Here is a 12,974-nt window from a genome sequence, read left to right as displayed (position 1 = left end):
TAATGACGATGTCTTTACTTTTTAATTATAAAGTAAAGACAAATCCATGTTTAATCAGCCTATGACGACAAAAACGATCCATACGCACCCTTTACCGCCTTTCACACCGCCCAATGCGCGCGTGATGATGCTTGGCAGCTTTCCGCCGCCGCCTGAGCGCTGGAAAATGCCATTTTATTATCCAAATTATAATAATGATATGTGGCGCATTTTGGGCTTGGTGTTTTTTGGTGATGCTGAGCGATTTATTGATAAAGCCAACAAAACCTTTTATCAAGATGAGATTGAAAAATTTTTGGTGAGTGCAGGCATCGCCATCGGTGATACGGCTTATCAGGTGATCCGCCAAAAAGACAATGCTTCTGATCAGTTTTTACAGATCATAACGCCCATGGATATCGAAAGCATACTTAGGCAGCTGCCGCAGTGCCACGCTGTGATCACCACTGGTGAAAAAGCCACCGAAGTTTTATGTCAGCAATTTACCAGCCAAAATACGCCCAAAATCGGTGAGCGGGTGCAGCTGTTGATCGCCAATCGGTGTATTGACTTATACCGCTTGCCGTCATCATCAAGGGCGTATCCTTTGGCGATCGATAAAAAAGCCGATGTTTATCGACAGGTTTTTGATGCGCTTGGTCTGCTTACATAATATAAAGTTGGACTGGATTTTGGGCGCATATTTGCTAAAATACTAAAACCGACGCAACCAGATACAGCAATGACCGATATTATCTTGCCCACGCTGCCGACAGCACCCAAACATTCTGAACAAACTGAGCAAATCGCCGCCTTGCAATGCACGCTTGAGCAGGCGTATTTGATCGAAGCTTCGGCAGGTACTGGCAAGACTTGGACGCTGACGGGGATTATTTTACGCCTATTAATCGAAAAAAAATATCCACCTGAGCGTATCATCGCTACGACATTCACTCGGGCAGCTGCCGCCGAGATGCAAGAGCGCATCAGTGAGCGGCTGCACAGCTTTTATGGGTTGGTGCGCTGGCTGCAGGGTATGGCGAGTACACAGCCTGAGTGGTTTGACGGGGCGGCGCCCATGGATCAGATCATCACGCGTGCCACTGAAGCTGGGCATGATGCCGCCGATCCCATCAATGAGCATTTACTTAAATTTATCCTATCTCAGCCAGCGACATTCTTAAATGAAGTGATTTATCGCACAGGGCTTTTACTGACGTCTTTGGATAAGCTGTTTGTTGGCACGCTAGATAGCCTTGCCCAAAAATGGCTCAATGAATTTGCCGCCCAAATCGGTCATCAGTCCGGCATGGAGATTTTGAATCATGCTGAACAAAAAGTCGCCGCCATCGTCCATGATGAGCTACGCGCCGAAGAAGTCAGGTTAAAGCACGCCCATCCTGAATTTTATCAAATTTTCAAAGCGTTTTATCCAAATTTTTTTAGTCAAGTGGCTGCGGTCGCAAGTATCGTCAATAAAGCCATCGACTTTTATTCTGCCCCCATTGATGAGCTGAATATGCCTCAAGATGCAGATATCAGCTCAGCTCAAACGCTGATTGACCAAATTTTAAACACTGATTTTACAGGATTTACGCCATATTTTGATGCTGATTTTCGTAAAAGCGTGTCCATGAACCAAAGTCTAGGTTTTGGCAAACAGATCCATCATCTGCCACATGTGTTGTCTTTAATCCAAAAACATGGGGCGCTGTTTGTTAATTTTGTGGATGATGACGCGCTTAAGCTGATTGATAGCATCACTAAAGCGGCTGAAAAAGAGTGGCAAATTTTTAATAAAAGCGCAGATCCAAGCGATATGCATCAATTTATGGCGCTGCCACTTCAAGCGCTCAGTGATATTGCCAATCTTTATACCGCTCTTGGTGAACAAGCCAAGCTGTATCATGAGCACATCTGCCGACACATCATTATAAGTGCAAAAAATCAGATCGCCCAACGGCTTGAAACACAGAATCAGACCACATTTACCTTGCAAATGGTGAGATTGAATGAAGCGCTTGGTAATAGTCCTGCACTTGCGCGGCACATTCGCCATCATTATCCCGTGGCTTTGATTGATGAATCTCAAGATGTCAATGGGCTACAAGTTGATCTCATTGAGCGGGTCTATCTCACTGAGATCGCCCATTATCACAAAAATCTTATCCGCTATGAGCAAATCGGCGGCGATAAACCGAAACTGCCGCGAGGGTTTTTGCTATTGGTTGGAGATCCTAAGCAGGCAATTTATCGCTTTCGGGGCGGCGATGTTGCCAATTATAATTTGATCAAGCACTATGGCAACCAAGATGCGCTCATCAAAGCGCCGCTGATCGATCAGTCGCTGTCTTTGACGGTCAATCGCCGCTCAAGCAAAGCATTGATTGAGGCGCTCAATGCATGGTTTGAAAATAACGGTCAAGAGGGCATCGCCAATCATGCAAATTTGGGTCAAGGGATTTTTTATCAGCAGATCCAAGCGCATAAAGACAGCGGCGGTATCCAGTGGCAAGCTGATGCCTATGCTGATTATTATGGCAATCATCCCGTGGCGGTGCTGCATTTTGATCATATCGAAGGTAATCAAAAAGCCGACAAAAGAGCTGAAAAAATTGCTCAGCATATCAACACCATTTTACAAGGTGATCATACGCTGCATGGTCAAAAGATCCTGCCAAAACACATCGCGGTACTTGGGCGTACAGCCGATGCGCTAGATAAGATAAAAAGCAAGCTTGACCATCTGAAGATTCCAGCGGTCATCCCCAAAGAAATTAATGTCTTTATGACTCAAGCGGCGGATGATCTTTTGGCGCTCATTATCGCGATGGTACAGCCAAACCATAGCGAAAATTTGGGGAAATTTTTGGTCTCACGTTTGGTGGGTATGACGCTCAAGCAAGCGATGGCTATCATCGAGCCAAATGAGCAGGATTTGAGTGATGCGCCGTCAGATGCCCAAAACTTAAAAACTCATATTTTAACTTATCTAAAAAAATCATACGAAAGATGGCAAAGATATGGGGTATCATCAGCACTTGCCTATGCACTTTATCATTCGCCCATCGATAGCGATCACGACAAATTGCCTTGGCTTAAGGCAGCCACTCAAGGAGAGCGTTATTTGGCGGATCTTGAGCGATTGGTGGCATTAGTCAGTGAACAATCGCAGCTGCATGAGATGCGCTTAATTGCTTGGTATCATAAACAGATGAGCGCTGATGTTGATAGCTATAATAAGCGTCCTATCCTACCTAGCGAAAGCGGCGTGAATTTGATGACCATTCATAAATCAAAAGGACTTGAATTTCCTATCGTGTATGTGATAGGGATGGATGAAAAGCCAAGAAATGACAATGGCTTGACGATCTATCCTTATAGTGATCATAATTTTCAGCGTCGCTTAAGTATAAGTCAAGGTAATCTCATTGATGAAAGTTATTATCGCGATATCAATCGTCAAGAATTGATTGATGAACTCAGACGCTTAGGCTATGTGGCATTGACGCGCGCTTCTGAACAGCTGTATATCGTGGGTGGTGATTTATCTAAAAAAGATTCTAAAGAAATGCCTTTGTATCAATGGCTTGACTGTGCAGGCGAAAAATCATTGAGCTTACCAGATAGGCTAAAAGACTGCGTGGGCTGGATCGCCATGAATGAAGCAGATTTATTAAGTCAGCCTTATCAAAACCAGCTGTCTAACCCTATCGCCAAAAATTATGCGCCATGGGATGCGGTTATGACCAAGACACAGTTTTTTGGAGAGCATAAGACCAGCTTTAGCGCACTGATCACTCGCTTGGATAAGTCTGTCATCCCCCCTGATGAAGCTGATATCGATCAGCTGTCTGTGATTACCGATACGGCAGCATCTGATCAGCTTGATGGCATTCGTGCAAGTTTTTTTAAGGGCAGCGTGGCAGGCGATTTTTTGCATAAAGTCATGCAATTTTTGCCAACAGATCGTCTAAAATCAGCATCATCACAGGCTGCCTATGACATCATCAGTGGAGTGATCTATGAACAGGGGCGAAAACTTGGCATTGCCGAGTGCTATTTACCCACTTGGCAGGCGGGCGCTCGCACCCATGCTTCTGGCGATCAAACCAATGATCATGATAAATTGGTCGCTTGGATTGATCAGCTTGCCTATGCGCCTTTTAGGGCGTCTCGTCGTTCTCTGATTTCTCTGCCGATGACCGCTCAGCTGCGTGAGCTTAGCTTTACATTGGGTCTTGGCGACGGCTTTAGCATCGCCCGCCTCAATGAGGTATTTAAAGCGCACAGCGATAAAGATCTGATCTTGCTTGAAGATGACTATCGTACCATCTGTTATCGTTATTTACGCGGTGAGATTGATTTGGTTTATGAGTCTGATGGGCGATTTTTTATTGTGGATTATAAATCAAATTACTTGGGTGGTACGCCTGATGAATATCATGATCTCGCCATGAGTGCCGCGATGGATAAGGTTGGCTATTGGCTACAAGCCGCGATTTATCAAGTGGCACTGCATCGACTTTTAAAGATTCGCTTAAAAGGCTATGTGGGTAATGAGGCACATTATCTGGGCGGCGTTGAATATGTCTTTTTACGCGGTGTTCAAGATGATGACGAAAATACAGGGCGTTTATTTTGGCAGCCACCGCTGTCTTTGATTTTGGCGCTTGACGACATTTTATAAGTTAAAATTCACTATTAATGGCAGAGATAATAAGATGGCAGGGGATATCATTAGCCGATATGTGACCGATCGCATACAAGACAATCACCACTGGTATGCCAAAAAGCAGGTTTTGGCCGCTGAGTGCGTGCTTAGCCTGCCTGACTTTGAGCTATATCATATCATGCAGGATGCTTTGTTATTTCAGCTCAATCAAGGACATACGATACTGCGCATCAATGATCATGACGACTTGAACAATCGTCATCGCTTGAATGGCGTGATACCCATTTGGCAACAAAAAATCATGGATTCATGCCTGACCGTGATAGCTCAGGCATTGACAGATGAGGGCATGGACTGGGCTGCGTTTTTTGATAATTATCATCATTATGCAGAAGATCCTGCTAAGATCAAAGAATTCGTTGAGCACACCTTAAATAATTTTCGTTGGCAATTATCCTTACTTGATCATACAGTCATAGAAAATGAGCGGCTGACTGCGCTGTTTTTGTCCATGCTGCGTATTTACTATGTTTTATATAAAAAAGCCAATTCTTTGAGCCAATTTGTGAGTATTTTGGATAAGAACACTTTTTTTGGCGATATATTGGCACCAAAGACTCAACGCATGCTCACTCATGAGCCGCCGATTTATTATAGCCATCAGGTAGACGGGCTGTGTTTATGGACTCATCGCGCCTACCTGGCTGAATCACATCTGATGGCGCATATCTTACGCATCAGTGAGGCCAAGGTGCCTGTGTTTACTCTGGATCAGTTACCAAATAGCCTAAATGCCGAGCAGCGTGAAGCCATCAAGCTGGTCTCAAAACAGGCATTTTGCTTAATTACTGGTGGTCCTGGAACGGGTAAGACATTTACAGTTGCCCAGATTGTGATCGCGCTCAATCAGCTGCGCGAGCCTAAACTGATGCGCTTGGGGCTTGCTGCGCCTACAGGCAAGGCGGCTCAGCGCATGAGCGAATCTTTACTCAAATCCTTGGGTGAGAATAGCGATGTACAGCTGCCTGAACCTAAGACCATTCACCGCTTGCTTGGCATTGGGGCGGATGGCAGTCCGCGCTATCATACCAACAATCAGCTGCCGCTTGATATTTTGATTGTCGATGAGGCTTCCATGCTTGGCACAGAGCTGGCAAGTCAGCTGTTTGCTGCCATCGCCACTGGCTGCCGTGTGATTTTGCTTGGTGATGCGCATCAGCTGGCTGCGGTGGATGCCGGCGCGGTGCTGGCTGATTTATGCCGAATTGATCGCCTAAAGCATTTGCGTGTCAATTTAACAGTCTCAAAACGCTTCACAGACACATCAGGGGTTGGTCAGTTAGCAAGGCTAATTAATGATCATCGTCAAAACATACTCTTTGAGGAGGTGGAGCAGCTGATCGATCGTGATGCAGAGATTGATTTTGAGCCCATCACCCACGCTAAAAGGGGTCATGACATATACCAAAAACTTAGCCAAGGCTATCAGGATTATTTTTTGGCAAGTAAACAGCTTCGTTTTAGTTTTGCAAAATTATCTGCTCAAGAGTCCATTGATAGCGTCAAAAAATTATTTGAAATATTGGATTCTTACCGCATTCTTTGTGCTTCACATCACGGCACATTTGGCGATGATCAGATCAATGATTACTTAAGCTCATCTCATCGAGCGTTTCAGAAAATACCGCCATCAGCTTCGCCTTGGTTTCATGGGCGTGTGGTGATGATCACCAAAAATTTATATGATTTGGGTTTATTTAATGGGGATATCGGTATTTGTTTGTGGGGATCGTCTGGTCTTAGCGTCTACTTTGAGGGTGAAAGTTTGCGCATGGTGGCGGTTGATATGCTAAGCGAGACCGTCGTAAGCACTGCCTATGCCATCACAGTGCATAAATCACAAGGGTCTGAATGGCAAAAAGTCGCCATTGTCTTTGACGAAAATAGCGAGCGTCTACTATCAAAGGAGCTGATTTATACTGCTGTCACGCGAGCAAAATCTGCGGTGCACATCTACAGTACGCGCGGCGCGCTGATGAATGCCATCAATACGCCTACGGTTCGTCAAACTGGGCTTGATAAAGTGCGCAGTATATGATGTGGCAGTCTCAACCAAACCTTGACAAACCTAAAATATAATTTTTATCCTGCTTATGCATCAGTGGCAAAATTATGTCATAATATGCGATCCTAAAAAAGATATCTTAAAATGCAAGCACACTCAAACCCCCTTGAAAATCAAAACATTTTACTACAGCCCTTATCCATTGGGGGCTTGCAGATTCAAAATAGATTATTCGTGGCGCCGATGGCAGGGGTGACGGATAACCCTTTTCGTAGACTTTGTAAGTCATTTGGTGCAGGTCATGCGGTCAGCGAGATGATTATTGCAGATACGGCGCTGTATGCACGTAAAAAATCCCTTTATCGCGCGAATTTTGATGGCGAAATTGCGCCCATCAGCGCGCAGATTGCAGGGGCTGAGCCTGATAAACTGGCGCAAGCTGCCCAGTTTCAAGTCGACAATGGCGCTCAGATTGTTGATATTAATATGGGCTGTCCTGCCAAAAAAGTCTGCCGTAAGCTCGCAGGCTCGGCGCTACTTCAGGACGAAGATTTGGTTAAGCGGCTGCTTGACAGTGCCGTCTCAGCAGTTGATGTGCCCGTGACCTTAAAAACTCGTTTGGGATTTGCCAATGGGCAAGAAAATATTCTTAACATCGCACAAATCGCTGAAAAGTCAGGCGTGGCCGCCATCGCCATTCATGGGCGCACACGAGAGGATTTTTATACTGGTCAGGCGCGGTATGAGCTGATTCAGCAGGTTAAGCAATCAGTCAAAATACCCGTCATTGTCAATGGCGACATCGACAGCCCCCAAAAAGCCTTGGATGTTCAAGCCCAAACAGGGGCAGATGCCGTGATGATTGGGCGGGCAGCTCAAGGCAAGCCCTGGCTATTTCAGCAAATTATCCATTTTGCCAAGACTGGCGAGCTATTGGCGCCGCCTACAGTTGGCGAGATCCACGAAGTGGTCTTAAGACATTTAGATGAGTTATATCGCTTTTATGGGGAGTATTCAGGGTGCCGCATTGCCCGTAAGCACATCGCATGGTACACGGGCGGTCTGCCCAATTCTAACGCATTTCGTGATGCCATGTATGCGTGTGAGACCACCAAAGAGCAATTTACCGTGGTCGATGAATTTTTTAAGACAATTTCTTGAGTATTTTAATAAATAAAAAAAATGGATTGAGTGTGTATTCAATCCATTTTTTATAATTTAAATAAACTTAATCACTTCTTCGGCATTTAGGCGTGCCTTAGGTAGATTTTTATTGCCATCATTTTGTGAGGCGTATCCAAGCGCAACCAGCACAGAGCTTTTTAATCCTTGATCAGCAAGACCAAACGCTTCATCTAGCACTGCCTGATCATAGCCGCCAATCGGCGTGGCATCAATCCCCATCAGTGACACCGCAAATAGCAGGTGTCCAAGCGCGATAAAGGTTTGATTTTCAGACCATTGGAATAATTTTGTTTGATCGTCTGCCAGTTGAGAAATATAATGATTGCAAAGTTCAAATCGCGCCTGCATGACATCATCGCTAGCAAAACGTCCGCCATCTTTTTCAGCTTGCAGCACCTTTTGTAAGTGAGCATCGCCCAAATCGGTGCGTGTGCACATGATGATGACATGCGATGCATTGTTAATCTTAGCGGCATTATGCGCATCACCGCCCACCATGGATTGGGTAATTTTGGCTTTGGTATCGGCGTTGTCCGTCACCAAAAATTGCCATGGCTGACTGTTAATAGATGAAGGCGCCAAACGAAGGGTTTCAAGTAGTTCATTAAGATCCGCTTCACTGATTTTTTGGTTAGCATCGTAGGCTTTACAAGTATAGCGGCTTTGGGCATGGTGCCTTGCAGTTGACATTATGACTCCTTATAAGAATTAATAGGTGTGATTAAGTGATCAGAACTTGGGTGCATGCTGACATCTTGGATGATGGCATTGGCTGACCCATCTTTAAAAGTTATCTTAACCGACTGATTTTTTTGTAGCGTTTTGGCGCTTTGAATGATTTTATGGCTATGAGTGCTATTAACGATCGCATAGCCCTTTTGTAGCATTCGGCTTGGATGCTGAATCAAGATCAAGCTTTGTAAATGCCGACAGTCTTGTTTGGCTTTTTGCAAATGATCAAACACAATTTTATGCTGATTAAGATAAGTTTTTGTTGCATGTTTGACTTGTAAGGTGATCGCTAAGCTTGATTTTTGGGTCTGAGCCAGTAGGGCGCTTAGTGCTAATTTTTCTTGATGGTAGCGAAACTTGGCGGTGCTTTTGATATGGCTAAGCTGATATATATTGTCTTTTTTTGCCATACTGATGGCATGTAAACTGCTTCTTTTTATTCGCTCAATTTGCCGTTGGCTGTTTGACTGCGCTGTCGCCAGACGTATGTTGGCAAGTTTACTCAAATGCTCCATCGTAGCCACCGCCTGACGCGTCATCTTGACCAGATGCGCTTCGATACCAAGGACAACTTTTGATGGCGTATCAAAACTGGTATGCGCCACTTCATCAAGAATCACGGAGTCGCGCTCATGCCCAACGCCGACCCAGACAGGGATCGGGCATTCTGCCACCAAAGCCGCCAATTCAAAATTATTCAGATACGCCAAATCACCAACCGCACCGCCGCCACGAATGATGACTAACAAATCCGGCAAACTGTCATACGCATTTTTAAAATTGCTTAAACTCTCAGAGATCGCAAGGCGTATCTCATCAGGGGCATGATTGCCTTGAAAAGTCGCATGATGATAGTGAAATCGGCAAGCGCCCGCCAAAGCAAGCCGATCAGCTTCAGCGCGAAAGTCCCCCAAGCCTGCTGCTTTTTCAGGGGCAATCACGATGACATGACGAATATCAAACGGCATCGGATGTTGTTTGTTTAAATGAATCAGCCCTTCTTCAGCCAGTCGTTTTTTCATCTGCGCATACGCAGCGGCGATTTCGCCTAAGGTATAATTTGGATCAATATCGCTGATGTTTAGGCTAAAACCGTAATTGGTATGAAAACTGGCTGAGCACTTGACCAAGACTGAGACACCTGCTTGCAGGGTTTGACCAGTGATTTTGGCAAATTTGCCCATCACTGTCTTGGCACGAAATCGCCATAAAGTCGCGCGGCAGCTTGCGGTGATCTGATCGGCATCATCGGTCTCAGCCAACTCAAAGTAATAATGACCGCCCTTGGTATTCATGGCACGGATCTCGGCGCGCACCCAAACTTCATGGTCAAAACTATCATCAATCACCATTTTGACCGCTGTCAAATAGTCCGATAAAGACAGCTGAGTGCCCGCCAAATTATAGTTATTTTCATCCAAAAGCTCTGCTTTGGCAAGCTGAGCTTCAAAACTTTCAGCAATTTGACGATGTTTATTTAATAGCGTTTCGGGGTCGGGCGGGGCGGCACCCAATGCTTCGGCGCGCTCTACGATGGAGTCTTTTGGCATAATTTTGGTGTGATTTAAGTGAGATAATATTGTAGCAAAGCCAAACCAAATTGGCAATTTTAAGCTTTTAGGCGTTTGTAAATGGTTTTGTTTAAATAAAGGCATAAAAAATCGCCCAAACGAATTTGAGCGATTTTAAAGCCAAAGAGCTTATTTTAAAGACTTATTCAGCTGCAGAAGTTTTGTTGGCGGGCTTGCTGGCAGGTTTAGTCGTTAAATTTACCGCTGTTCTGATGGGCAATTGGGCACCGACAGTCAAATCTGTGCGCTCATCCATCTCATACAACGCACCTGCACGACCAACGATCAAAGGATCAATATTGCCAATTTGAGAAGTGTCTTTATTTTCGTAGGTCAATTTATTAAGCACATAACGCATGGCGTTTAAGCGTGCACGTTTTTTACAATCAGACTTGATCACAATCCAAGGCGCTTCTGCCGTATCAGTGTTAAAGAACATGGCTTCTTTGGCAAGTGTATAATCATCCCATTTATTGAGCGATGCTTTGTCCACTGGTGAGAGTTTCCACTGTTTTAACGGGTCGTTTTCACGGCTGGCAAAACGCGCGCGCTGCTCTTCACGGCTAACCGAAAACCAAAATTTCACCAAATGAATGCCAGATTCTACCAAATGCTTCTCAAACTCAGGCACTTGATGCATAAAAATGCGATATTCTTCATCAGTACAAAAGCCCATGACGCGTTCTACAACAGCGCGGTTATACCAAGAGCGGTCAAACAAGACGATTTCGCCAGCGGTTGGCAGATGCTGTACATAGCGCTGAAAATACCACTGACCGCGTTCTTGTTCGGTTGGCTTTTCCAAAGCAACCACGCGCGCGCCACGCGGATTTAGATGCTCCATAAAGCGCTTGATGGTGCCGCCTTTACCTGCAGCGTCACGACCTTCAAAGATGATGACAAGTTTTTGACCAGTAGTTTTGATATGGTGTTGAAGTTTTAAAAGTTCAATTTGTAACTTGTATTTTTGGGCTTCGTAATTTTTGCGACTTAGGCGATATTTGTAGGGATAACCGCCTTCGCGCCAGTTGTCTGACAGCTGAGTATCGCGCGATCTATCGGTGCGAACTTGGCTGATGATTTGAGCAGCAGGCAGGTATTCTTTGAGCGCTTCACCAAATTCTGTTAACTCCTCAGGCGTGGCATGTTCAAGCAGCTCTTCTAATTGACCCACAGTTTGAGCCATGATCACTTCGGCTTTTGACGGCTTTGGCTTAGCTTCTGTCGTAGTTGATGCTTTGGCGCGAGTCGATGTTGTTTTTTTGGGGGCAGTTGCGTCAGTGGTTGAACTTGTCGCAGCTGTCTTAGGCTTTGGGGTAGTTGTCATGAAAACTCCTTAGGTGAACAAATGTAAAACAACAAAAAACCTTGCTATTAGTATGTTATCATGTTAATACAATGTTATCAACTGTTAAGCTATTTGTAATATTGACTGACCATTTCACCATAACTGATCACAAGGTATGGACAAGCTTATTTTTGGCTTAATATGAGCTTAAGCGGTTTAGATGACAATTTAAAGAAAAAAATTTATAAAAGTTGTTGACAGTGGTAAAAATATCGGTATAATACGCACTCATAGCCAAACAGGCTAACCATACATGCCAGTGTGGTGAAATTGGTAGACACGACGGATTCAAAATCCGTTGCCCTTAAAAGCGTGTCGGTTCGAGTCCGACCACTGGTACCAATAAAATCAAAGACTTACAGCGAAAGTTGTAGGTCTTTTATTTTGTCTTTTGATAATCAAAAAATAACCAACGTTGTGAAAAATAAAAAAATCTCAAAATGACTTGGGATTTTAGCTCACTAAATATTTGACAAAATTTCTTTAATCAATCAAAGCATCATCATGATTATTTAACCTTCCATGATTTTATGGAGCTAGCAGCTTAATTAATTGGTACAATTTCATCTATCAATATTAGCTTCTATCTTTTGAATATTTTTAAGCTCAGGCTTGGTGAGTAATCCATCGGCATAAGCCGCCTCAAGCGCGCGTTTTAATTCTGGATGCTTTTGCAGCACTGTCGGATCACTATCAGGGTGATAATATCGCCTCGACAAGTCGTACAAATATCCAGTAGGTACAGGATCCGTCCGATCCTCATAAGTTTTAGCGAAAAGTACCAAAATCGTCATCAGCAAAGACGCTATCAACAGCCGTCTTAAGGTTTTATCATTTTTTAAAATTTTTATCATAAAAATCTCTATTGCATCAGGGCAAGAAAAGTGTTACCAGGTAGCCATTAACCAAAAAATTTTTGGATTTATGAGCTTTCTTATCGATTAAATAGTATTCTATGAAAGCGGAGGTCAAAAAAACAGCTTCTCCCTATCTGAATAGGACTGCTGATGATCAAATTCCAAACTGGCGATGTCATCTTTGTCAATTTTAATCTGTGTGCGCTTTAAGCACTTTTGAAAGATGATGCGTCCCCCGCCGATTTTATCGGAACAATCCATGGCAGGTCTCAAAGGATGTACAAACACCGCCGACAAACCCGGCCGGGGCGTGTAATAGCCCTCATAGACCTGCCCGTGTTCGGTGGTTAATTTGACGGAATGAAAGCCAACCACATACCAAGAGTAGTAATGCTGCACCAAATACGCGCCATTCCATAAAATAAATGCCACCAAATACAGCTTAAAAATCTTAAGTAGTAGCCATTTCATCCAGCATCCTCCTAATACGGGCCAGTGTCGCCATAGGTGAACAACGCCCAAAACAGCACTATCAATAGGCTGTCTTGGGTAAAACGCTGCA

At 44.3% G+C, this 12,974-nt stretch carries 9 protein-coding genes and 1 tRNA gene; 5 read left to right on the top strand and 5 right to left on the bottom strand.

Going from position 1 to position 12,974, the window contains the following annotated elements; all coding sequences use genetic code 11:
- Window positions 1-46: 46 nt before the first annotated feature.
- The 4 genes from U0021_RS00275 (at window position 47) to dusB (ending at window position 7,880) form a co-directional block, all read left to right on the top strand.
- Window positions 47-652 carry a uracil-DNA glycosylase family protein gene (locus U0021_RS00275; protein WP_114800531.1) on the top strand — a complete coding sequence of 202 codons (606 nt, stop codon included), beginning with the start codon at window positions 47-49 and terminating at the stop codon, window positions 650-652.
- Between the two features lie 69 nt (window positions 653-721).
- Entirely contained in the window at window positions 722-4,669 is a 3,948-nt protein-coding gene (locus U0021_RS00270) for a UvrD-helicase domain-containing protein (RefSeq protein ID WP_114800532.1), read from the top strand.
- Between the two features lie 34 nt (window positions 4,670-4,703).
- On the top strand, window positions 4,704-6,752 hold the full coding sequence (gene recD, locus U0021_RS00265; protein WP_114800533.1) for an exodeoxyribonuclease V subunit alpha: 2,049 nt from the start codon (window positions 4,704-4,706) through the stop codon (window positions 6,750-6,752).
- Between the two features lie 111 nt (window positions 6,753-6,863).
- On the top strand, window positions 6,864-7,880 hold the full coding sequence (dusB, locus tag U0021_RS00260) for a tRNA dihydrouridine synthase DusB (RefSeq protein WP_114800534.1): 1,017 nt from the start codon (window positions 6,864-6,866) through the stop codon (window positions 7,878-7,880).
- Window positions 7,881-7,937: 57 nt separating this feature from the next.
- On the opposite strand, the gene nfsB is transcribed toward dusB, so the two are convergent.
- The 3 genes from nfsB to ppk2 all read right to left on the bottom strand — a co-directional run bounded on the left by nfsB (window position 7,938) and on the right by ppk2 (window position 11,534).
- Window positions 7,938-8,594 (bottom strand): oxygen-insensitive NAD(P)H nitroreductase, encoded by a 657-nt coding sequence (nfsB, locus tag U0021_RS00255; RefSeq protein ID WP_114800535.1) that lies wholly within the window; start codon window positions 8,592-8,594, stop codon window positions 7,938-7,940.
- Window positions 8,594-10,186 (bottom strand): exodeoxyribonuclease VII large subunit, encoded by a 1,593-nt coding sequence (gene xseA / locus U0021_RS00250; protein ID WP_227538703.1) that lies wholly within the window; start codon window positions 10,184-10,186, stop codon window positions 8,594-8,596. Before xseA ends, nfsB begins: the two co-directional genes overlap by 1 nt.
- Before the next feature lie 163 nt (window positions 10,187-10,349).
- On the bottom strand, window positions 10,350-11,534 hold the full coding sequence (gene ppk2, locus U0021_RS00245) for a polyphosphate kinase 2 (RefSeq protein ID WP_227538704.1): 1,185 nt from the start codon (window positions 11,532-11,534) through the stop codon (window positions 10,350-10,352).
- A gap of 276 nt (window positions 11,535-11,810) precedes the next feature.
- Here ppk2 and U0021_RS00240 point away from each other — a divergent pair.
- Window positions 11,811-11,897, top strand: a tRNA-Leu gene (locus tag U0021_RS00240).
- A 221-nt stretch (window positions 11,898-12,118) separates the two neighbouring features.
- Here U0021_RS00240 and U0021_RS00235 read toward each other — a convergent pair.
- Both U0021_RS00235 and U0021_RS00230 read right to left on the bottom strand, forming a co-directional pair.
- The gene (locus U0021_RS00235; RefSeq protein WP_114800536.1) at window positions 12,119-12,409 is read right to left on the bottom strand and encodes a hypothetical protein; all 291 of its coding nucleotides are present in this window, start codon (window positions 12,407-12,409) and stop codon (window positions 12,119-12,121) included.
- Window positions 12,410-12,523: 114 nt separating this feature from the next.
- Window positions 12,524-12,883 carry a hypothetical protein gene (locus tag U0021_RS00230; RefSeq protein ID WP_114800537.1) on the bottom strand — a complete coding sequence of 120 codons (360 nt, stop codon included), beginning with the start codon at window positions 12,881-12,883 and terminating at the stop codon, window positions 12,524-12,526.
- Between the last annotated feature and the right edge of the window lie 91 nt (window positions 12,884-12,974).

This window comes from Moraxella canis (genome assembly GCF_034424565.1).
GTDB lineage: Bacteria > Pseudomonadota > Gammaproteobacteria > Pseudomonadales > Moraxellaceae > Moraxella > Moraxella canis.
The sequence above is the reverse complement of the archived record's forward strand: the minus strand, read 5'-3'. Positions and strand labels throughout refer to the sequence as shown.

Excerpts from the sequence above, each read along its gene's own strand:
- U0021_RS00230 (WP_114800537.1), bottom strand. The coding sequence starts at position 12,883 with ATGAAATGGCTACTACTTAAGATTTTTAAGCTGTATTTGGTGGCATTT.
- U0021_RS00275 (WP_114800531.1), top strand. The coding sequence starts at position 47 with ATGTTTAATCAGCCTATGACGACAAAAACGATCCATACGCACCCTTTA.
- U0021_RS00235 (WP_114800536.1), bottom strand. The coding sequence starts at position 12,409 with ATGATAAAAATTTTAAAAAATGATAAAACCTTAAGACGGCTGTTGATA.
- dusB (WP_114800534.1), top strand. The coding sequence starts at position 6,864 with ATGCAAGCACACTCAAACCCCCTTGAAAATCAAAACATTTTACTACAG.
- U0021_RS00270 (WP_114800532.1), top strand. The coding sequence starts at position 722 with ATGACCGATATTATCTTGCCCACGCTGCCGACAGCACCCAAACATTCT.
- ppk2 (WP_227538704.1), bottom strand. The coding sequence starts at position 11,534 with ATGACAACTACCCCAAAGCCTAAGACAGCTGCGACAAGTTCAACCACT.
- recD (WP_114800533.1), top strand. The coding sequence starts at position 4,704 with ATGGCAGGGGATATCATTAGCCGATATGTGACCGATCGCATACAAGAC.
- xseA (WP_227538703.1), bottom strand. The coding sequence starts at position 10,186 with ATGCCAAAAGACTCCATCGTAGAGCGCGCCGAAGCATTGGGTGCCGCC.
- nfsB (WP_114800535.1), bottom strand. The coding sequence starts at position 8,594 with ATGTCAACTGCAAGGCACCATGCCCAAAGCCGCTATACTTGTAAAGCC.